17 protein-coding genes are annotated in these 22,212 nt (G+C 56.8%); 12 read left to right on the top strand and 5 right to left on the bottom strand.

Features of this window, described 5'->3' with window-relative positions; translation table 11 throughout:
• Positions 1–72 precede the first annotated feature (72 nt).
• The 9 genes from PQR63_RS06910 (at position 73) to PQR63_RS06870 (ending at position 10,315) form a co-directional block, all read left to right on the top strand.
• On the top strand, positions 73–1,842 hold the full coding sequence (locus PQR63_RS06910; RefSeq protein ID WP_408166756.1) for an allantoate amidohydrolase: 1,770 nt from the start codon (positions 73–75) through the stop codon (positions 1,840–1,842).
• A gap of 170 nt (positions 1,843–2,012) precedes the next feature.
• Positions 2,013–2,141, top strand: coding sequence for a hypothetical protein (locus PQR63_RS06905; protein ID WP_408166755.1), 129 nt, complete (start codon positions 2,013–2,015; stop codon positions 2,139–2,141).
• Between the two features lie 185 nt (positions 2,142–2,326).
• On the top strand, positions 2,327–3,688 hold the full coding sequence (locus PQR63_RS06900; protein ID WP_408166753.1) for an 8-oxoguanine deaminase: 1,362 nt from the start codon (positions 2,327–2,329) through the stop codon (positions 3,686–3,688).
• A 204-nt stretch (positions 3,689–3,892) separates the two neighbouring features.
• Entirely contained in the window at positions 3,893–5,626 is a 1,734-nt protein-coding gene (locus PQR63_RS06895) for a methyl-accepting chemotaxis protein (protein WP_408166751.1), read from the top strand.
• A 109-nt stretch (positions 5,627–5,735) separates the two neighbouring features.
• Positions 5,736–6,113: an MmcQ/YjbR family DNA-binding protein gene (locus PQR63_RS06890; protein ID WP_408166749.1), complete on the top strand. Its 378-nt coding sequence runs from the start codon at positions 5,736–5,738 to the stop codon at positions 6,111–6,113.
• A 363-nt stretch (positions 6,114–6,476) separates the two neighbouring features.
• Positions 6,477–7,010: a hypothetical protein gene (locus PQR63_RS06885; RefSeq protein ID WP_408166747.1), complete on the top strand. Its 534-nt coding sequence runs from the start codon at positions 6,477–6,479 to the stop codon at positions 7,008–7,010.
• An 85-nt stretch (positions 7,011–7,095) separates the two neighbouring features.
• Complete coding sequence (locus tag PQR63_RS06880; protein WP_408166745.1) at positions 7,096–7,620, top strand: hypothetical protein; 525 nt, start codon at positions 7,096–7,098, stop codon at positions 7,618–7,620.
• Positions 7,621–7,757: 137 nt separating this feature from the next.
• Positions 7,758–9,446, top strand: a complete 1,689-nt coding sequence (locus PQR63_RS06875) for an ATP-dependent nuclease (RefSeq protein WP_408166743.1) — start codon at positions 7,758–7,760, stop codon at positions 9,444–9,446.
• Positions 9,434–10,315, top strand: a complete 882-nt coding sequence (locus PQR63_RS06870; RefSeq protein WP_408166742.1) for a DUF6414 family protein — start codon at positions 9,434–9,436, stop codon at positions 10,313–10,315. Before PQR63_RS06875 ends, PQR63_RS06870 begins: the two co-directional genes overlap by 13 nt.
• A gap of 8 nt (positions 10,316–10,323) precedes the next feature.
• Here PQR63_RS06870 and pyk read toward each other — a convergent pair whose 3' ends face one another.
• The 5 genes from pyk to gcl form a co-directional block, all read right to left on the bottom strand.
• Positions 10,324–11,748 (bottom strand): pyruvate kinase, encoded by a 1,425-nt coding sequence (gene pyk, locus PQR63_RS06865; protein ID WP_408166740.1) that lies wholly within the window; start codon positions 11,746–11,748, stop codon positions 10,324–10,326.
• Between the two features lie 104 nt (positions 11,749–11,852).
• Positions 11,853–13,118 carry a glycerate kinase type-2 family protein gene (locus tag PQR63_RS06860; protein WP_408166738.1) on the bottom strand — a complete coding sequence of 422 codons (1,266 nt, stop codon included), beginning with the start codon at positions 13,116–13,118 and terminating at the stop codon, positions 11,853–11,855.
• A 757-nt stretch (positions 13,119–13,875) separates the two neighbouring features.
• Positions 13,876–14,763 (bottom strand): 2-hydroxy-3-oxopropionate reductase, encoded by an 888-nt coding sequence (glxR, locus tag PQR63_RS06855; RefSeq protein ID WP_094564777.1) that lies wholly within the window; start codon positions 14,761–14,763, stop codon positions 13,876–13,878.
• 59 nt (positions 14,764–14,822) lie between these two features.
• Positions 14,823–15,602 carry a hydroxypyruvate isomerase gene (hyi, locus tag PQR63_RS06850; protein WP_408166736.1) on the bottom strand — a complete coding sequence of 260 codons (780 nt, stop codon included), beginning with the start codon at positions 15,600–15,602 and terminating at the stop codon, positions 14,823–14,825.
• A gap of 318 nt (positions 15,603–15,920) precedes the next feature.
• Entirely contained in the window at positions 15,921–17,708 is a 1,788-nt protein-coding gene (gene gcl, locus PQR63_RS06845) for a glyoxylate carboligase (protein WP_408166734.1), read from the bottom strand.
• A gap of 172 nt (positions 17,709–17,880) precedes the next feature.
• On the opposite strand from gcl, the gene PQR63_RS06840 reads away from it, so the two are divergent.
• The 3 genes from PQR63_RS06840 to xdhA all read left to right on the top strand — a co-directional run bounded on the left by PQR63_RS06840 (position 17,881) and on the right by xdhA (position 22,204).
• Positions 17,881–18,789, top strand: coding sequence for a LysR family transcriptional regulator (locus tag PQR63_RS06840; protein ID WP_094564780.1), 909 nt, complete (start codon positions 17,881–17,883; stop codon positions 18,787–18,789).
• A 364-nt stretch (positions 18,790–19,153) separates the two neighbouring features.
• A complete protein-coding gene (locus tag PQR63_RS06835) occupies positions 19,154–20,452 on the top strand; it encodes an NCS2 family permease (protein ID WP_408166733.1) in 1,299 nt (432 codons plus the stop codon).
• A gap of 219 nt (positions 20,453–20,671) precedes the next feature.
• A complete protein-coding gene (gene xdhA / locus PQR63_RS06830; protein ID WP_408166731.1) occupies positions 20,672–22,204 on the top strand; it encodes a xanthine dehydrogenase small subunit in 1,533 nt (510 codons plus the stop codon).
• Positions 22,205–22,212 lie beyond the last annotated feature (8 nt).

Here is a 22,212-nt window from a genome sequence, read left to right as displayed (position 1 = left end):
AACGGTGGGACCGTTCTGTCAACATAGTCAGAACAGAAGCGATCGTAAGCAAACTACGCAACAGGTATCAGGATGACCACACTAGAACAATTGAACAGCAGCGCCGCGCAAGACGTACCGGCTTTCGTCAAGACCTTGCACGGAATTTACGAACACTCGCCGTGGATTCCGGAACGGGCAGCCAAGCTCGGCCCTTTCGCCAACATCACGGCCCTGAAGCAAGCGCTGCAAGGCGTGGTCACCAGTGCTGAGCGTGCAGAACAGCTCGGCCTCATCCGCGCCCACCCGGAACTCGCAGGCAAAGCCGCCATCGCCGGCGAACTCACCGCCGAGTCCACCGGCGAACAAGCCAAGGCCGGCCTGAACCTGTGCACACCGGAAGAATTCGCCACGCTGCAGAAGCTCAACAGCGACTACAACGCCAAGTTCGGCTTCCCCTTCATCCTCGCGGTCAAGGGCGCCACGGGCAAAGGCCTGACGCGCCAGCAGATCATCGCCACCTTCACCCGTCGCCTGCGCAACCAGCCTGAAGACGAACTGCGCGAAGCGCTGCGTCAGATCGGCCGCATTGCAGAAATGCGCATCAACGACCTGCTAGCCTACACCCCGGCCATCGGCGCCACCATCATGGAATGGGCCGAAGAAATCGGCGCCTGGAGCGAAGATGAAGGCGCGCTGACCTGCACCTACATGACCGACGCCCATCGCCGCACCGCCGACCAGATCGCGCACTGGATGCGCGAAGCCGGCATGCACGCCCACATCGACGCAGTCGGCAACGTAGTCGGCCGCTACCTCTCGACAGACCCGCAAGCCAAGACATTGATGACCGGTTCGCACTACGACACGGTGCGCAACGGCGGCAAATACGACGGCCGCGAGGGCATCCTGCTGCCGATCGCCATCGTCAAACATATGCATGAAAAAGGCGAAACCCTGCCCTTCCATTTTGAAATTGTCGCGTTCTCGGAAGAAGAAGGCGTGCGCTTCAAAAGCACCTTCCTTGGCAGCAAAGCCATCATCGGCCAGTTCGACCTCAACCTGCTCGACCTCACCGACCGCGACGGCATCAGCATGCGAGAAGTACTCACCCAGGCCGGCCACGACGTCACCGCGATCCCGAAGATTGCACGCGACCCATCCGACCTGCTCGGCTACGTCGAAGTCCACATCGAGCAAGGCCCGGTCTTGCTCAACCGCGACCTGCCGGTCGGCATCGTCACCTCGATTGCCGGCAGCTCGCGCCACCTGGTGCATCTCAAAGGCGTCGCCAGCCACGCCGGCACCACACCGATGAACATGCGCAAAGATGCGGCAGCGACCGCCGCAGAAATCATCCTCTACGTCGAACAACGCTGCAGCCAGGACCAGCACGCCTCGCTGGTCGGCACCGTCGGCCAGTTGCAAGTGCCCAACGGCTCCACCAACGTCATCCCCGGTGCCTGCACCCTGTCGCTGGACATCCGTGCTGCGCGAGACGACGTACGCGATGCAGCCGTCGCCGACGTGATCAAGAAGATCGAAGAAATCTGCCAACGCCGCAGCGTCGACGTTACGTTGGAAAAAACCGTGGCAGCCCCCGCGGCACCGTGCGCCAACTGGCTCATGCACCAACTCGCCGCCGCCACCGAACGCGCCGGCGTCAAACCGTTTGAACTGGCATCCGGCGCAGGCCACGACGCCATGACCATTGCCAAGATGACCGACGTCGCCATGTTGTTCACACGTTGCGGCAACGGCGGCATCAGCCACAATCCGCTCGAAACAATGACGGCGGATGACGCCGAAGTGTCGGCGCAAATCCTGCTGGATTTCTTGCGGAATTTTAAGGCGAAGGTTTAAGCCAATAGAAGCAGAAAACGTCGTAACGACACTGGGTCCCAGCGTTCGCTGGGACGACGAAATAAGTGACGGCGGAAGATAGCAATCACGATGCCGAAGGCGAGCCGGTCTTGAAGTCCGCTTGAGAGTAGCCGGTGCCGGCAGGTGCAAATCGGAAAAAGAAGGGAAAAATGTCTGAGCGCAGCGAGTTGTTTTCCCTTCCCGATTTGCGCCTGACGGCACCGGGAACCCTCGAAGAGGGCTACGACCCAGCGGCCGCCTTCTTTTGCTTACTTTTCTTGGCGGAGCAAGAAAAGTGAGCGGCTGCCGGGCCGCCCCCGGCAAACCAAGGTTGATCGAAGAAAGAACAGACTTAGCAACAACTACATGCAACAAAGCACCAATCAACAAAACCAGGCAAAGCGTTAATAGGGTTTAAAAGGGACTCCACTATCACCGGCGCCGCATCAACACCCAACACCAAACACAATCCAGCGAGTCCCCAATGAGCAAAACCCTCTTAATCAAAAACGCCACCGTCGTCGTCACGATGAACGACACAAGAGAAGAAATCAAAACCGGCGCCATCTTCATCCGCGACAACGTCATCGAACAAGTCGGCAAGACAGAAGACCTGCCCCAGACCGCCGACGAAATCATCGATGCAAGCAACCACGTCGTGCTACCCGGCCTGATCAACACCCACCACCACATGTACCAAAGCCTCACGCGCGTGATCCCCGCCGCGCAAGACGGCGAACTGTTCAACTGGCTCACCAACCTCTACCCGATCTGGGCCGGCCTCACACCGGAAATGATCAAGGTATCCACGCTCACCGCGATGGCCGAACTGATCCTCTCCGGCTGCACCACCAGCAGCGACCACCTCTATATTTATCCGAACAAGACCCGCCTCGACGACAGCATCGAAGCCGCACAGCAAATCGGCATGCGTTTCCATGGCGCACGCGGTGCAATGAGCGTCGGCCAGTCCAAAGGCGGCCTGCCCCCGGACCGCGTGGTCGAAGACGAAAAAGACATCCTGCGCGATACGCAACGTCTGATCGAGACCTACCACGACCACAGCCGCCACGCCATGCAACGCATCGTGGTCGCGCCCTGCTCACCCTTCTCGGTCTCGCGCGACCTCATGCGCGAGGCGGCAAATATGGCGCGCAGCTACAAAGTCTCGCTGCATACGCACCTCGCTGAAAACCTTAACGACATCGCCTACAGCCGCGAAAAATTTAACATGACGCCGGCCGAATACGCCGAAGACTGCGGCTGGGTCGGCCACGACGTCTGGCACGCCCACTGCGTCCAGCTCGACGACCACGGCATTGATCTGTTCGCACGCACCGGCACCGGCGTGGCGCACTGCCCCTGTTCCAACATGCGCCTGGCGTCCGGCATCGCACCGATCCGCAAGATGATCGACGCTGGCGTGCCGGTCGGCCTGGGCGTCGACGGCAGCGCCTCCAACGACGGCGCCCACATGATGGGCGAAGTGCGCCAGGCCATGCTGCTGCAACGCGTCGGCTTCGGCCCGGACGCGATGACCGCACGGCAAGCACTGGAAATCGCCACCCTGGGCGGCGCCAAAGTGTTGAATCGTGACGACATCGGTGCACTGAAGCCGGGCATGTCGGCCGATGTGGTGATGTTCAAACTGGACCAGATTGGTTTTGCCGGCGCACTGCACGACCCCGTTGCTGCACTGGTGTTCTGCACGCCGCCCAACGTGTCCTACAGCATCATCAATGGCCGCGTGATCGTACGCGATGGTCAGTGCACAACAATCGATCTTGGAATGACAATTGAGCGCCACAATGCGCTAGCATTTGAACTGGCCGACGCAGCAAACTAACACTCTCCTACAACAAGAAAAAATGGCATTCCGGCCCGTCCGACAAGGACAGCCCGGAATGCTTTGCCGCGCCCCGGCGACACAATTGCACGGTGGAAACGCAACATAAACGAATCGAGCTCTTGGCACAAGAATTGCCTTTTGAGTAACAGCATCAGCAACGACGCTACGTTTTGCAGCCTACTGAACAGCAAAGGTATCTCCATGAAAATCGCCAACATGAAAATCGGCCAACGCCTGGCCATCGGCTTCGGCATTGTGATCATTCTGCTGGTCGCCATCACGGCGCTCAGCAACGTCCAATTGGGCAATCTCAACAGCAGCATCAACCTGATCACCAAAGACCGTTATCCCAAAACCGTGCTGGCCAACACCATCCAGATTCAGGTCAACAAGATCGCCATCGATATCCGCGACATCATGCTGACCAGCGACGCCGACAAGATTAAATATCTTGTCAATGACGCCACGGCTGCAGACAAAAAGATGAACGAAAGTCTCGTGCAAATGCAATCGATTGCAAAGACCGACGACGACAAGCGTTTCGTCAAAGACGCCATGACCGCGCGCGACGCCTACATCCCCGTCCGCGACGGCCTCATGAAGCTGGCGCTGGCCGGCCAGATTGATGAAGCCAAAGCCTACCTGCCGCAACAGTTCATGCCGCTGCAGATCAAATACTTCATCGCACTCGACGCCATGTTTGATTATCAGGGTGGCCTGATGGATGCCGCCGGCGATAAAGCCAGCAGCGAATCCGGCAGCGCCCGCATGATCATCAACACGCTTGCCGGCATCACATTATTGTTGTCCGCCGCCGTCGCCTGGCTGGTCTCTCGCAGTATCACGCGTCCGCTGACCGAAGCCGTCGACGTCGCCCGCCGCGTCGCCGACGGCGACCTCACCACCAAGGTTGAAGTCAAATCCACCGATGAAACCGGCCAGCTCATGTCCGCGCTGCAGACCATGAACGGCAACCTCTACAACATCGTCAGCCAGGTACGCCAGGGCACCGACACCATCGCCACGGCATCGAGTGAAATCGCCACCGGCAACATGGATCTCTCGGCGCGCACCGAACAGCAAGCCGGCTCGCTCGAAGAAACCGCATCGGCCATGGAAGAACTCACCTCCACCGTCAGGCAGAACGCCGACAACGCGCGCCAGGCCAACCAGCTCGCCGTATCAGCCTCCAGCGTCGCGGTGGACGGAGGTACTGTGGTCGGCAAGGTGGTCGACACCATGAGCTCGATCAACGACTCGTCCAAAAAGATCGTCGACATCATCGGCGTGATCGATGGGATTGCTTTCCAGACCAACATCCTCGCGCTGAACGCCGCCGTCGAAGCAGCCCGCGCCGGCGAACAGGGCCGCGGCTTCGCTGTCGTCGCCAGCGAAGTGCGCAGCCTCGCCCAGCGTAGCGCCGCCGCCGCCAAAGAAATCAAGATCCTCATCGACGACTCCGTCGCCAAGGTCGACACCGGTAGCAAGCTGGTCGAACAAGCCGGCACCACCATGACCGAAGTCGTCGCCAGCGTAAAACGGGTAACGGATATCGTCGGCGAAATCAGCGCCGCCAGCCAGGAACAAAGCCAGGGCATCGAAGAAGTCGGCCGTGCCATCACCAACATCGACGAAACCACGCAGCAAAATGCGGCGCTGGTCGAAGAGTCGGCAGCAGCGGCACAATCCCTGCAGGATCAGGCCGCGAAGCTGATGCAACTGGTCAGCGTGTTCAAGCTGGACCAGCAGATGACGAAGACTGCAGCAACAGCGAGAGCATCGACAGCCATCGCGAAGAAAGCCACCGTCAACATCACGCCGAAACCGGCACAGCTGAAACGAGCGCCGAAGCCTGTATCGACACCGGCGCTGGCATCGTCCTCAAAACCCGTCGCAGTTGCGACCGGCAAGGATGACGATTGGGAGCAGTTCTGAAGTACTGACCGCTCCCTGCGAGCGGCGAGGAAAAAAAGCGGCGCGCCAATCAGATTGACGCGCCGCTTTTTCATTCCATGACTACAATACGCCGGTCCCCCACCACACCATGGATCTGGCCGCGATGAATGTCACACAACTCAAAAAATTCTGCGAAGCGCTGCCCGCAGCAACATCACGCCTCGCCCTGCCGCCCTCCAACATCCTGGTCTACTCCGTGGGCGAAAAAAACTTCGCCTGGTTCAAAACCAGCGATCCGGAAAAATGGCGCTTCAGCTTCCGCGTCAGCCCCGACCGTTTCCTCGAACTGACCGGCATGCCCGGCATCAAGCCGGCGCGGTATATGTCGCGCTTTCATTGGATCACGATTGTGGATGTACGGATGATGCCGGAGGAGTATCTGAGGGAGCTGGTGCAGTGGGCTTATGAGAAGGCGTTGGCGAGCTTGAGTGTGAAGCGGCGCAAAGCCTTGTTTGACGGGACATGAATTCTTACCGAAACAGCATTGCTTGATGGGAGGCTATTCTTTTTCTCAACTTTGACTTAATATCTTCTCACTAAAAAATGAGCAGATTGGTTACGTAACCAACACTCGCTCGCAAGCTGCCAATAAAACATACATGCTTACTCCGGGGAAATTAAAGGGAAATGACATCGTCTTGATGTTGCCCTCCACCCTTTCAGCATCCTTCCCGGTATTTTCCAATTGCATTCACTTTCTCCCTCTGCGCGTCGGCGTCTTCGCCCTTGCTCGCTGCCTGCTGTCCCTTCGGATTTTTTCCTCTCCCGTACCGCAGCTAAATTGCCCGGACTCGCAATTAAAAGTCTTCCCACCACAAGAAAGCTTCACATGAAATTAGCGTCACTGTCCTTGATCGTCGCCGCCACCCTGCTCACAGGATGCGCATACAATGCCTCCCCCTACGGCGCTTCGGTGCAAAACGTGGATGCAATCAAATCAGCAGGCATCAAGCCTGTTGCCGTCGAAAAATTCCAATCGTCCAAACCCGGACTTGCATCGATCACCTGCCGTGCCGCTGGCCCTGTGACAGTGGTCCCGAGCTTCGAGACATACATCGAGAAAGCACTCATCGACGAGCTGAAGCTTGCCGGCGCATATGATGCGGCCTCCGCCCTCAAACTGTCCGGAAAACTGGAAGAAGTCGACTTCAGTTCCGGCATGTCTGACGGAAAGTGGCTGTTTACGCTGACGCTGTCGAACAACAAGAATGACAGTTTCACCACCAAGTCGACGATGAATTTCTCGGGCAGCTTCGTTGCCGATAAGGCTTGCCAGGAAGTCGCCCAGGCATTCGGCCCTGCCGTCCAACAACTGATCCGCGACGTGATCAAGAATCCGCAATTCAAGAAACTGGCAAACTGATCCGGCTAAAGCCGATGGTCGGCACTCCGGCCATCGGTGACGGCACGCCTGCTGCCAGGTCAGTGAACATTGGAGATAGATTGAAATGAAGAAACTGCTTTCCCGACTTGCACTGCTGAGCAGCGTCGTCGTATTGACGGCCTGCGCTCCGTTCAAGACCGCGATACCGGATGGTTATACCGGCCCGACGGCGGTATTGAAGGATTCAGCGAATGTCATGAGCACCAGCAAGGCCGACATGTATTACGCGCTCACCGTCGACGGCAACAACATCGACAACATGCGCTTCAAGACCCGGAGCCAGAATGAAGGCCGCGGCATGATGATGAACGTCGTGGGAGCAGAGCGAAAAATTCCGGCCAGACAAACGAAGGTGTCTGTCGTTGCCCGCACCATCTACGCCGCGCCGATTCTCGCCATGGCCGGCACGGTGTATCAGGTGACCGGAGACATCGTCTTCACGCCCGAACCGAACAAGGTCTATGTCGTGCGCGGCAATCTGGATGAATCCTATTCCACAGTCTGGATTGAGGAAGAATCAACAAAGACGGTCGTTGGGGAAAAAGTTGAAATCAAGGGTTCAGCCAAGCTGGGGTTCTTTGAGAAATAGAAAACTGTCGCTCTGATGTGGATGGGACCGGTGCACGCCATCCACGCGCCATTGATCTCCTATACATTTTACAATCAGAGGTGCCATTGTCCTCTAGAAGCAGCATATTTCAAAGCCACTAAAAATAGGGATCAATCATGCGTCTCGCAAGTCTCGTAGTGAAAAATTATCGACGAATTGGAGCAATGGAATGCCGTGTTCGGATTGATGAAATAGTCGTTTTAGTGGGCCCCAACAATGCAGGAAAATCAACCATTCTCGATGCCTATGAAGCCTTTGCCTCTGGCGGGAAAGAGTTAGATGAAAGCCATTTTCATAATGAAGACTCTACGACGCCAATTGAAATTACAGGAATTTTTGATTCTATCTCTGCTGAAGACGAAGACGTTGTCGGTAAAAAGTGGACTCACAATGACTCGGAATATGGCGACTGCTTAAAAGTCAGATGGAGATGGCAAAAACCTGGACAAAAAGGGCAAAAGCAATCTTTCAATCCAACTACAGGCGAATATGAGGATGGAGGATTAGGAGGATGGGACTCGTTGATACAGAGCAGAATTCCTCAGCCGGTTCGCATTCGCCCAACAGATCCGATAGAGACGACACAAACAAAAATTGTAGGAATGCTCAAAGAGCATGTGAAAAATAGTTTGAAAGCTGACTCCACGAGTACAAAAGCTGCTTTCGATGAGATTGATCGCCTTACGCACAAAATATTTGAAGAATCCAAAAGTGCATTCGAGGACGTAGCAAAGAAGATTACAGCTAACGTAGCTCACATTTTTCCGGGCGCGTCAATTGAGCTAGTCCCCAAATCCAAAGATGCTCTTGACGAAAAAATTATTGGCGCGGAGTCATATATTCGAGTGGGCACTACAAATGGGAATCAAACGCCGTTGGCACTGCAAGGGACTGGAATTCAAAGAACTCTTCTTTGGTCTGCATTATCAGTAATGTCTGACAGCAGTTCCTCGAAGAAGAAAAAAGACAGTGCAGAAGTTAGTCGGATCTTATTAATCGATGAGCCAGAGGCCTTTCTTCATCCCCCTACCATCCGTAGTGCTCGAGACTCCCTCTATGATTTCGCATTAAACAATCCATACTGGCAGGTAATTGCTACGACCCATTCGCCAATCTTCATCGATCTTTCAAAAGACCATACGACAATTGTGCGGGTCGATGCAAACTCATCCGAACAGCATTTTGTGTCAACCGACAAGATTTCATTTTCGACAGATGACCGCACGAGACTACAGATGATTCGTGCCTGCCACCCCGTCGTAAATGAATTTTTCTTTTACGACAACATTGTTCTCGTCGAAGGCCCAACCGAACATATCGTTGTAAAGCATATTGCGCAAAAAGAAAAAATGAATGTTCACGTTATTGATTGCCTAGGAAAGGCGAACATTCAACTTTTTGCACGAATACTAAATCAATTCAAAGCGTCGTATATAGCGATCCACGATGCGGACACGCCTAAGGTTAAGCGAAAGGAGAAAATGATTACAGGTGCAATGTGGACCGTCAATTCCTCAATACGCGCAGCCATCGCAGAGTCAAAGGCTGCTGTTATCTTTACTCAATTTCCTCACTTTGAAGGAGAGTTTCTTGACGATGAACTTTCAAACGGAAAAGTCGATCGAATATTAGCTGTTCTTGATGACGACGCTAGCTTAGAGTACAAAAAAATATATGAGACGTACCTTAAAGTTCTTACGAGAACTCCGTCAGTGCTGACAACCTCTGAAGTCGATTTCGATAAAAAAATGGCGGAATATATTTCTAGTAACAACTTATCAAACGATCCAAAATGGAAAAATTAATCGTACCGGTATATCTGAATCAGCGCCTAGTTTTCGACTTGCTCGCTATGCTGCAAAGTGGGATAAGTACTGTTACTGCAATAACCAAAGTGGAGTCAGAAAACTCGTCTGACAAACAAAAAATTGGAGCGTCTTTTGGGCTAAGCCAAGCGCTTTCCACCCTACTAAAGATAGATCTGTCTGGAGAAAAGAACAAATCACAAGAATCAAATAGTGAACGTAAATTATCTGAAGAACGAGTGCATACTCCAGCCTCATTGTTTTATCAGCTCCGGAATATTCTGATTAAAGAAAATATTCTTCAGATACTTTCTCCGGATGCAATGCCAAAGTCTGGAGATATTGTGGAAATGACCGCTACTTTAAAAAGAAATCCTATTGTGGAAACTATGGATTCATTGTCTGAAATGATGAATATGGCATCGTTATTTGCAGATAAACCTGAACATCAAAGAGGTCAGAAGAAACAAGAAAAAAACAGCGAAAATGTGATCTTTAAGCAGATTGCTGCTTTTTCTGAGAGTTTGAAAACTGGAAATACTATCGATTTAACCGCTAGTAGTTCCAGCATCAATCATGCGACGGTTGTGACATTGGAAACTGCTTTTTTAAACGACCCATTGATGTCGGATTTGGTGGACGGTGAATTTAGAGTCTTAGGAAAAGTCATTCGCAGCATAGCCACCTCCGATGACTCTATCAATCTAATGAGAAAAACTGCTCTTAGTAAAATGCCCTCTCATGTTCTGGAACCGCTCTTTGCCCATCTTTCGTCGTTGGGGAGCGAACAAGGCTTTGATATCCCAGAATTGTCTTGGCAGATTCTGGGGCCAGCGGTGCAGATTCTGCCGATCGCAATCTTTGCATAGCTAGAAAACTAGATACTTCCCCACACCTCCGCCAACCTCAACAAATTAGTACTCCCCGGCTGCCCGAACGGCATGCCGGCGGTGATGGCGATCTGATCGCCCTTCTTCGCAAATCCCTCCTTCAATGCCGTCTGGCATGCCGCGCTGACCATTTCGCTTTCGTTGTGGACTTGGTCGCTGATCGTTGAATGTACGCCCCAGACCAAGGCCAGTTTACGAGCGGTCGCGATCTTGGGCGTGATGCTCAGGATCGGCGCCATCGGGCGTTCGCGGGCGGCGCGCAGGCTGGTGTGGCCGGAGCTGGTGTAGGTCACGGTGGCGGTGGCGCCGACGATTTGCGTGACGTCGCGCAGGGCCGAGCAGATTGCATCCGCGCTGTTGGCTTGTGGCGTCTCTTGCTGGGCGTCGAGCATGTTGCGGTAGAGCGGGTCACGCTCTACTTCGCTGATGACGCGGTCCATCATGGCGACGGCTTGCAGCGGGTAGGCGCCGTTGGCGGATTCGGCCGATAGCATGACAGCGTCGGAACCGTCGTAGATGGCGCTGGCGACGTCGGAGACTTCGGCGCGGGTCGGCACGGGGCTGGTGATCATCGACTCCAGCATCTGCGTGGCGATGACGATGGGGCGACCGTGCTGGCGGCAGACGCGCAGGATGCGCTTTTGCGTGCCGGGTACGCGCTCCGGCGGCAGCTCGACGCCAAGGTCGCCGCGCGCGACCATGATGGCGTCGGAGGCCTGGACGATTTCATCGAGACGGTCGAGAGCGGCTGGCTTTTCCAACTTGGACAGGACGGCGGCGCGGCCGTTGATCAGGGCGCGTGCTTCGTGCACGTCTTCGGGACGCTGGACGAACGACAGCGCGATCCAGTCGACGCCGAGTTCCAGGGCGAAGGCCAGATCGCGTTTATCCTTCTCAGTCAGTGCGGGAATCGGCAGCACGGCGTCGGGCACGTTGACGCCCTTGCGGTCGGACAAGGCGCCGCCATTTATCACCTTGGTGCGAATGCGCTGACCGTCGCTGCTCTCCACTTGCAGGCGCAGCTTGCCGTCGTCGAGCAACAGCGACTGACCGGCGGCGATGACTTCAAACAATTCGGCATGCGGCAGGCAGACGCGCGTGTTGTCGCCGGGTGTAGTGTCGCGGTCGAGTACGAACTCCTGCCCTGCTTCCAATTGAACCTTGCCCTCGGCAAACTGGCCGACGCGCAGCTTGGGGCCTTGCAGGTCGGCGAGGATGGCGATCGGGCGGCCGACTTCGCGTTCGACAGCGCGCACGATTTCAAAACGGGCGTGATGGTCAGCATGCGTACCGTGGCTGAAGTTGAAGCGGAACACGTCGGCTCCGGCTTCGAACAGCGCCTTGATCATTTCTTTGGTGGCGCTGGCGGGGCCGAGTGTGGCTACGATTTTTGCCTGGCGTTGACGTCGCATGGACGGTCTCCTTGGTGGTGTTGGTTTGCTGCGCCATGCGTTTTATTTGATGAAACGCACGCCGCTGGGTCCCAGCGTTCGCTGGGACGACGGGGATATATTTTTTAGAGAATAAGAATGGCGCGGAAGTCGTTGACGTTGGTTCTGGTCGGGCCGCTGACGACGAGGTCGCCGAGCGCGCTGAAGAAGCCGTAGCCGTCGTTGTTCTCCAGCAGTGCTTTGGGATTGAGGCCGAGTTCTTCGGCGCGCTTCATGGAGTCCGGCTGATAGATCGCGCCGGCGTTGTCTTCCGAACCGTCGATGCCGTCGGTGTCGCAGGCGATGGCGTGCATGCCGGGCGCGCCGTTGAGGGCATTGGCGAGGCTGAGCAGGAATTCTGCATTGCGTCCGCCGCGACCGGTGCCGCGTACGGTGACGGTGGTTTCGCCGCCGGAAATCAGCACGCAAGGCTTCTTGAACGGCTGGTCGTATTGGGCGATTTGTCTGGCGATCGCTGCGTGTGCTAGGCCAATGTCGCGCGCCTCGCCTTCCATGTCGTCGGACAGGATGTAGGGCGTGATGCCGGCGGCGATGGCAGCGGCTGCAGCCGCTTGCAGGGCTTGCTGGGCGGTGGCGATAACGTGGTGTTCGTTGGCGACCAGGCGTGCATCGCCGGGCTTGGGTGTTTCGCCGATGCCGGAGTCGAGATGGGCTTGCACCGATGACGGGATCTCTATCTTGTATTTGCGCAGTACCGCCAGCGCGTCGGCACAGGTGGTGGCGTCGGGCAAGGTCGGGCCGCTGGCGATGATGCCGGGGTCGTCGCCGGGAATGTCGGAAATCATCAGCGTCACCACGCGTGCCGGTGCACAGGCTAGTGCAAGGCGGCCGCCTTTGATGGCGGAGAGGTGTTTGCGGACGCAGTTCATTTCAAAGATGTTGGCGCCGCTCTTCAGGAGCGCTTTGTTGATCGCCTGCTTTTGTTCGAGGGTGATGCCTTCGGCGGGGAGCGCCAGTAGTGCTGAGCCGCCGCCGGAGATCAGGCAGAGTACGAGGTCGTCTTTGGTGAGGCCTTTGACCATGGCCAGCATGCGTGCGGCGGCTTGGCGACCGGCTTCGTCGGGGACGGGGTGGGAGGCTTCGACGACTTCGATTTTTTTGCAGTCGGCGCCGTGGCCGTATCTTGTGACCACTAATCCGGAGAGGTCGCCGGGCCAGTGTTGCTCCACTGTTTTAGCCATGGCTGCTGCGCCTTTGCCTGCGCCTATTACCAGGGTTCTTCCCTGCTTTGGGGGTTGGGGCAGGAAGGATGGGAGGGATTTTTCTGCGCTTACTGCGGAGACGGCTGCGGTGTAGAGGTCGAGGAGAAATTGGCGGGGATTCGGCAGCATGGTTTTATTTCCTTTTGTTCCGACGACGGGCCGGATGACACTTGATATTTTTCTTGCTTCGGACAACCCTGCCGGGGGTAGCCCGGCGGCTACTCACTTTTCTTGTCTCGCCAAGAAAAGTAAGCAAAAGAAGCGACCGCTGGGTCGTAGCCCCCTTCGGGGGTTCCCGGCGTCGGCAGGCACAAATCGGGAAGGGAAAACAACTCGCTTCGCTCAGACATTTTTCCCTTCTTTTTCCGATTTATACCCGCCGCCACCGGCTACTCTCAAGCGGCCAAAGTGCCCCGCCTGCTCGCCTTCGGCATCGCGCTATCAACTGCCAGTTGTCGCCAATTAGTTCGTCGCCCCAGCGAACGCTGGGATCCACTAGCGTCAGCGCATCACTCAATCGTCTTCACGACGCTGGGTTCCAACTTTCGTTGGAACGACAAAGCAAAAGAGACCAACTATTTCCCACCACGCTCCCTCCCCTGGCGATGCGCAGCGAGCCCGTCTCGAAGTCCGCTTGAGAGTAGCCGGTGTCAGCGGGTGAAAATCGGAAAAAGAAGGGAAAAATGTCTGAGCGCAGCGAGTTGTTTTCCCTTCCCGATTTTCACCCGCTGGCGCCGGGAACCCCGAAGGGGCTACGACCCAGCGGTCGCCTTTCTTTGCTTACTTTCTTTGGCGAAGCAAAGAAAGTGAGCGGCTGCCGGGCCGCCCCCGGCTTGTTCGTCCGAAGAGCAAAAAGAATCAGCTACAGACGACCGCAGACTAAACCTTAGCCCTTGGCAATCTCATGATTCGACATCAACTCAATCGCCCGGCACAACGCCGAGTGATCCAACCCACTCATCCCATTGGCCGCACAAGCATTCATCAACTCCTGCGCCATCGCCGTGTTAGGCAAGCTGACCCCCAAAGCCTTAGCCCCCTGCAAAGCCAGATTCAAATCCTTCTGATGCAGCTCAATGCGGAAACCAGGATTGAAGGTACGCTTGACCATGCGCTCGCCATGCACTTCCAGAATGCGCGACGAAGCAAACCCGCCCATCAGCGCCTGACGCACGCGCGCAGGATCCGCACCTGCCTTGGAAGCAAACAACAAAGCTTCAGCAACCGCCTGAATATTCAGCGCGACGATGATCTGGTTCGCCACCTTGGTGGTCTGGCCGTCGCCATTGCCGCCAACCAGCGTGATGTTTTTGCCCATCAGTTCAAACAGCGGCTTGACGTCGTTGAACGCAGACTCGTTACCACCCACCATGATGGTCAGTGACGCAGCCTTGGCGCCGACTTCGCCGCCGGACACCGGTGCGTCCAGGTATTCGCAACCCAGTGCGTTGATCTTTTGCGCGAAGCCCTTGGTGGCGATTGGGGAGATCGAGCTCATGTCGACCACGATCTTGCCGGCAGTCAGGCCTTCGGCGACGCCGCCTTTGCTGAACAACACCGCTTCAACGTGCGGGGTGTCCGGCACCATCACGATGATGATGTCGGCGCGCTTGGCGACTTCTGCACCCGATGTACAGACGGTGGCACCGCCTTCGAGCAATGCTGCCGGTGGATTTTTTTGATCATGCAGGTAGAGCTTGTGGCCGCCCTTTTGCAGGTTGTCCGCCATGGGCGAACCCATGATGCCTAATCCGATGAATCCGACTTTTGCCATGATGTGTCTCCTCTAAGATAAATAAATGAATTCGCTTCCAGCCCGAGTTACAGGCCGACTTACAGGCCGTGTGCTGCACGCCAGCCGAGTCCTTCAACCGTGCCGGCCTTCGGCTTGTACTCACAGCCGATCCAGCCTGGATAGCCGATCTCGTCGAGGTACTTGAACAGGAAGCGGTAATTGATCTCGCCCGTACCCGGTTCGAAACGGCCTGGGTTGTCGGCCAGCTGCACATGGCGGATCAGCGAAAGATTGGCCTTGATGGTGTTGGCCAGTTCGCCTTCCATGCGTTGCATGTGATAGATGTCGTACTGGATGAACAGGTTGTTGGAACCGGTCGCGGCGATCAGTTCCGCCGCCTGCTTGGTGGTGTTGAGGAAGAAGCCGGGGATGTCGAAATAGTTGATCGGTTCGATCAGCAAGACGATGCCTTCGGCTTGCAGCTTGTCGGCGGCGAACTTGAGATTGGCGACCAGGGTTTCGCGTGCAGCAGCGGCGCTGACGCCTTGCGGCTGGATGCCGACCAGGCAGTTCAGTTGCTTGACGCCGAGTACCTTGGCATAGCGGATCGCGTCGTCGACACCCTGGCGGAATTCATTGACGCGGTCAGGATGACAGGCGATGCCGCGCTCACCGGCTTCCCAGTTGCCTGCCGGCAGATTGTGCAAGACCAGTTCGAGTTCGTTCTTGCGCAGTTGCTCAGCGATCTGCGCCGGTTCGAAGGCGTACGGGAACAGGAATTCCACGGCCTTGAAATTGGCTTGCGCAGCAGCGCGGAAACGCTCCAGAAACGGCAGCTCGGTGAAGAGCATGGTCAGGTTGGCGGCGAGTTTGGTCATGTGTGTGTCCTTGGTGGTCGTGGTGCTTGTTAATGCATCGTCAAACACACCACCGTCGTCCCAGCGAACGCTGGGACCCAGTGGCTTACTGCAATGTCGACGGCGGTTGTTGGCTCGGCACAGTGCAACATGTGTCGGCAAACGGGTTTAGTTTTCCGCTGTCGTTTCCGCTCATTCCTAACGCTGTCGATGCACTGACGACGCTGGATCCCGGCGTTCGCCGGGACGACGGAGAAGTGATGAAATTCCTCCGTCGTTGTCTCCTCTGGCGATCTTCCTTACTGCTGCTTTGCTGCTTGTTTCTTACGCTGATAAAACTTAATCCAGCAGGCTGATTGCCGTCGGCGCATGTTCGCGCTTGGTGGCCAGCTCTTCGAATTCGTTGACGGCGTTGATCTCGGTGCCCATGGCGATATTGGTGACGCGCTCCAGGATGATTTCCACCACCACCGGCACGCGGTACTCGGCCATCCAGCGCTGCGCCACGGCAAAGGCGTCCTGGATTTCGTTCGGGTTGGTGACGCGAATCGCCTTGCAGCCCAGGCCTTCCACCACGGCGACGTGGTCGACGCCGTAGCCGTTGAGTTCAGGCGCGTTGATGTTCTCGAACGCCAGCTGTACGCAGTAGTCCATCTCGAAGCCGCGTTGCGCCTGGCGGATCAGGCCGAGGTAGGAGTTGTTCACCACCACATGCAAATACGGCAGGTTGAATTGCGCGCCGACGGCGAGTTCTTCGATCATGAACTGGAAGTCGTAGTCGCCCGAGATCGCTACGACCTTGCGTTGCGGATCGGCGGCACACACGCCCAGTGCAGCGGAAATCGTCCAGCCCAGCGGACCGGCCTGGCCGCAGTTGATCCAGTGGCGATCTTTGTAGACGTGCAGAAATTGCGCGGCAGCGATCTGCGACAGACCGATAGTGCTGACGTAGCAGGTGTCACGGCCGAAGGCGCGGTTCATTTCTTCATAGACGCGTTGCGGCTTGATCGGCACTTCTTCGAAATGCGTGCGGCGATGCATGGTGCGCTTGCGCTCCTGGCATTCGGCAAGCCACGCGGAACGGTTCGGCAACTTGCCGGCCGCCTTCAGTTCTTTGGCGACTTCGATGAACAGCTTCAATGCTGCCTTGGCGTCGGAGACGATGCCGTAGTCCGGACCGAACACGCGGCCGATCTGGGTCGGTTCGATGTCGACGTGGACGAACTTGCGATCCTTGGTGAACACTTCGATGGAACCGGTGTGGCGATTGGCCCAGCGGTTGCCGATACCGAGCACGAGATCGGACGCCAACATGGTGGCGTTGCCGTAGCGGTGACTGGTCTGCAGACCGACCATACCGGCCATTTGCGGGTGATCATCCGGAATTGCGCCCCACGCCATCAGGGTCGGGATGACCGGCACGCCGGTGAGTTCGGCGAACTCGACCGCCAGCTCAGCCGCGTCGGCATTGACCACACCGCCGCCAATGGTCAGCAACGGACGCTCGGCTTCGTTGAGCATGGACAGCGCTTTTTCGATCTGGGCGCGCGTCGCCGACGGGCGATAGACCGGCAGCGGCTCGTAGGTGTCGGGGTCGAATTCGATCTCGGCCATTTGCACGTCGAACGGCAAGTCGATCAGCACCGGACCTGGACGGCCCGAGCGCATCAGGTGGAAAGCCTGCTGGAACACGCGTGGCACCAGCGCCGGTTCGCGCACGGTGACGGCCCACTTGGTGACCGGCTTGGCGATCGATTCGATGTCGACGGCCTGGAAGTCTTCTTTATATAAACGAGCACGCGGCGCCTGGCCGGTGATGCACAAGATAGGAATCGAGTCGGCTTGTGCGGAGTACAGGCCGGTGATCATGTCGGTGCCGGCAGGACCGGAGGTGCCGATGCAGATACCGATGTTGCCGGCCTTGGCGCGGGTGTAGCCTTCGGCCATGTGCGATGCGCCTTCGACGTGGCGCGCCAGGATGTGCTGAATTTTTCCACCTTCACCGCCACGGCGCTTCAGCGCCGAATAGAATGGATTGATCGCCGCGCCGGGCACGCCGAAGGCTTGCAGGCAGCCCTCTTTTTCCAGCACATATACTGCTGCGTCTACTGCCTTCATCTTTGCCATGTTGCCTCCTTGGTGTGCAATGTCTAATACGCCGGGAAGCAAACAGCGATGCCCCTCGACCAGTGAGATGCATCCTATAACCAACAATATTGTTTGATAAGAAGACTAAATATCTGTTTATTCCGTACTAAAAATATGGAAATATATAAAAAGTATCGAATAAGGAGGTTTTGTGGACAAACTCAAACAGATCGAAGCTTTTGTCTCGGTCGTCGAAAAAGGCAGCCTCGCCGCAGCGGCGCTGGAAGAAAACATCACCCCCGTGATGCTGGGCCGACGCATCGACGCCCTGGAAAAACGCCTCGGCACCAAGCTCATGCATCGCACCACGCGGCACTTGACGCTGACGGAACAAGGCAGCGTCTTCCTCGATCATTGCCGCAAGCTGCTGGGCGATATCGAGGTGGCGGAAAAGAGCATTGCCGAAGGCCGTCACAAGGCCACCGGCCATCTGGTGGTCTCGACGCCGGCGGCCTATGGAAGGCTGCATGTGGCGCCGCATGCGCCGGCTTTTCTTGCACATCATCCGGAGGTGCAGATCTCGTTCAACCTGACTGACCGCGTGGTGGATCTGGTGCGCGAAGGTTATGACCTGGGCATCCGCATCGGCGGCGCGATCGAGCCGAGTTTCGTGGCAGTGAAACTGGCCAGCAACCGCCGCGTGGTGTGCGCCGCGCCGGAGTATCTGCACCGCAACGGCATCCCCAAGACGCTGGACGACCTGGCCGATCACAATTGCCTGGCCTTCAACCTGCAGGGCGGGCAGCAGCGCGGCTGGTATTTTCAGCAAGGCGGCAAGCCGGTGATCATCCGCGCGCAAGGCAATCTGGATTGCAACGACGGCGAGCTGCTGCATCGCTGGGCTAGCGAAGGACTTGGGCTGGCATGGCGCTCCACCTGGGAGATCCAGGCGCAGCTGGCCTCGGGTGAGCTGATCACGGTGCTGGACGAGTACGCCCTGCCCCATTACGACATCATGGCTGTGTATCCGCAACAACGGCATCTGCCGGCGAAGACGCGCTTTTTCATCGATTACCTGAAGGAGGTCTATTCGCAGCCGGATTACTGGACCAAGGGTTAAACACCGCGTTGGCACAGCTTAATTTCGCGATTTATAGTGATTCGATACATTCCGATCAGGAATTCAACGATTGGAATGATGGCAAATCGTCATTATTCTATTAACGTATGAACATATACCCGTAACCTTATAGTTGATATTCCCTATGCCTTACTTTTTCACCAAATATTTCAACGACATTACATACGCTGCAATCAATCTGCTCACAGCCGGTTTCCGTGCCTGTCATCAGGACTGGGAAGCGGCACAAAACAAGATGCAAATCAGAACGCCCATTTTTTGCGGACCTGAGAAATCTGCAAGTTTTCTGGCGTATAAAAAAGAATCGCGCACTGTACACACTGCGTAAACGGAGACAATTCTCATGACTTTTCTAGATAACTATTTCAAATTGAGCGACAACGGCACGACCGTCCGTACCGAGTTGCTGGCCGGTCTCACGACCTTCCTGACGATGGCATACATCATCTTCGTCAACCCATCCATTCTCGGGGATGCGGGTATGCCAAAAGATTCCGTCTTCGTCGCCACCTGTGTGGCGGCGGCAATCGGCACACTGATCATGGGCCTGTACGCCAACTACCCGATCGGCCTCGCGCCGGGCATGGGGTTGAATGCCTACTTTGCCTATGCCGTCGTCAAGGGCATGGGCTTTCCGTGGCAAGCTGCGCTGGGTGCGGTGTTTATCTCGGGCTGCCTGTTCCTGCTGGTGAGCCTGTTCCGTATCCGTGAGCTGATCATCAACGCCATTCCGCATTCATTGCGTACGGCGATACCGGCGGGGATAGGACTTTTCCTCGCGCTGATCTCGCTCAAGAACGCCGGCATCGTGGCCGCCAGCCCTGCCACTTTCGTCACCATGGGTAATCTGCATGAGGCTGCGCCGGTACTGGCCATCATCGGCTTTCTGGTCATCGTTGCACTGGATCAGCTGAAGGTGCGTGGCGCGCTGCTGATCGGCATCCTGAGCGTGACGGTGCTGAGCTTCATCTTCGGCGGCAATCACTTTAACGGTGTGTTCTCCATCCCGCCATCGGTCTCGCCGACGCTGTTCCAGCTGGATCTGAAGGGTGCGATCTCGATGGGTCTGCTGAACGTGGTGCTGGTGTTCTTCCTGGTGGAATTGTTTGACGCCACCGGCACGCTGATGGGTGTGGCGCAACGCGCCGGTCTGGTGAAGAACGGCAAGATCGAACGCATCAACAAGGCTTTGCTGGCTGACAGCGGCGCGATTGTTGCCGGTTCGCTGCTTGGCACATCGAGCACCACTGCCTATATTGAAAGTGCAGCCGGCGTGCAAGCAGGCGGACGTACCGGCCTGACTGCGGTGGCTGTCGCCGTACTGTTCCTGCTGGCACTGTTCATTGCGCCATTGGCGGGCGTGGTACCGGCTTATGCGACGGCGCCGGCATTGTTCTTCGTAGCTTGCCTGATGCTGCGCGAACTGGCTGACATCGATTGGAACGACACGACGGAATGCGTGCCTGCCGTCATCACTGCACTGGTGATGCCGTTCACGTATTCGATCGCCAACGGTCTGGCGCTGGGCTTCATCAGCTATGCCGCACTGAAATTGCTGACCGGCCGCGTCAAGGACGTATCGGCGGTGATCTGGGTGATCGCAGCAATCTTCCTGTTCAAAATGGTGTATCTCGGCGGCTGATGGAAGGTAAAGATAAGTAGTAAGACAGCAGCATCCGTCCTCGGGCAGATGCTGCTGGCAAGAAAGGCAACAAGGATTTTTCAAAGAGAAAGCTTCAACAATCTGTCGCAACAATCGGCGGCAGCAAATAAGTCTTCTCTCTAAAAGGTCCCGGCACAGATCTTGAATCACGGTAAACAGTCAGTAATCGATAGCCAATTTTTTATAGCAAAGCACACCATGTCAGAACCGATTCGCTTCTATTTCCGCGGTGAGACCCATCAAGTCGATGGACTGCCCAATACCCGCACCGTTTTGCAGCATTTGCGCGAAGACCTGCATTGCACCGGCACCAAAGAGGGTTGCGCGGAAGGCGACTGCGGCGCCTGTACGGTAGTCGTGGGTGAACTGCGCGGCAACGAACTGGAACTGAAAACGGTCAACTCCTGCATTCAGTTCGTGCCGACGCTCGACGGCAAGGCGTTGTTCACTGTGGAAGACCTGAAGCAAAGCGACGGTTGCCTGCACCCTGCCCAGCAGGCGATGGTCGAGTGCCACGGCTCGCAATGCGGCTTCTGCACGCCCGGCTTCGTGATGTCGCTGTGGGGCCTGTACCTCAAGCATGAACAAGACAACGTCACGCCGACTTCGCGCGAAATCGACGATGCGCTGTCCGGCAACCTGTGTCGCTGCACCGGCTATCGTCCCATCATCGATGCGGCACGCCGCATGGGCGAATTGCCAAAAGTGAGCTTCGACCGTGCGCCGGTGATGGACGCCTTGCGCGCCATCCAGCGTGAGGAACCGCTGTCCGTCACGCACGCCGGCCAGACTTTCCACGCACCGCGTACGCTGGCGCAACTGGCGACGCTGCGCAGCGAACTGCCGAAGGCGCGCATCCTCGCCGGCTCGACCGACGTTGGTCTGTGGGTGACCAAGCACATGCGCGATCTGGGCGACATCATCTACATCGGCCAGGTGGAAGAACTGCGTCACATCGTCAACAAGGACGGCTGGCTGGAAATCGGTGCCGGCGTCACGCTGGAAAAAGCCTACGGCGCGCTGACCGAACACTATCCGCAAGAACTGACCGAACTGTGGCAACGTTTTGCCTCGCTGCCGGTGCGCAATTCCGGCACGCTGGGCGGCAACGTCGCCAACGGTTCGCCGATCGGCGACTCGATGCCGTGGCTGATCGCTCTCGGCACCGAGATCATGCTGTACGGCGTCGACGGCCAGCGCATCATGCCACTCGAAGATTTCTATATCGCATATCAGAAGTCGGCGATTCTGCCGAACGAGTTCGTGCAAGGCGTGCGCGTGCCGCTGCCACGCAAGGATGTGGCTTTCCGCGTGTACAAGCTGTCGAAGCGTTTCGACCAGGATATTTCGGCGGTCTGCGCGTCGTTTGCTTTCCGTCTTAATGGTGGCAAGGTGGAGGATGCCCGCATCGCCTTTGGCGGCATGGCGGCAACACCGAAGCGTGCTGCACTGGCCGAGGCCGAACTAAACGGCAAAGAATGGAGTGAGGCCAATGTCAAAGCGGCAATGCTTGCGCTGGCGCAAGATTACGCACCGCTTTCTGACATGCGCGCCTCTTCGGCGTATCGTATGAAGACGGCACAGAACCTGCTGTATCGCTATTGGCTGGAAACGCGCGCCGATGCGCCGTTGCAGGCGGCTTCCGTGAGCGCGTTTGTGCACGGCAAGAATGCGGCTGCAGCTTCTGCCGCTGCTGCCGCTACCTCTGCCACTGCCCCACAGATTGCTTAGGAAGGAAA

Source organism: Herbaspirillum rhizosphaerae (assembly GCF_046025915.1).
GTDB classification, from domain to species: Bacteria; Pseudomonadota; Gammaproteobacteria; order Burkholderiales; family Burkholderiaceae_D; genus Herbaspirillum; species Herbaspirillum rhizosphaerae_A.
The sequence above is the reverse complement of the archived record's forward strand: the minus strand, read 5'-3'. Positions and strand labels throughout refer to the sequence as shown.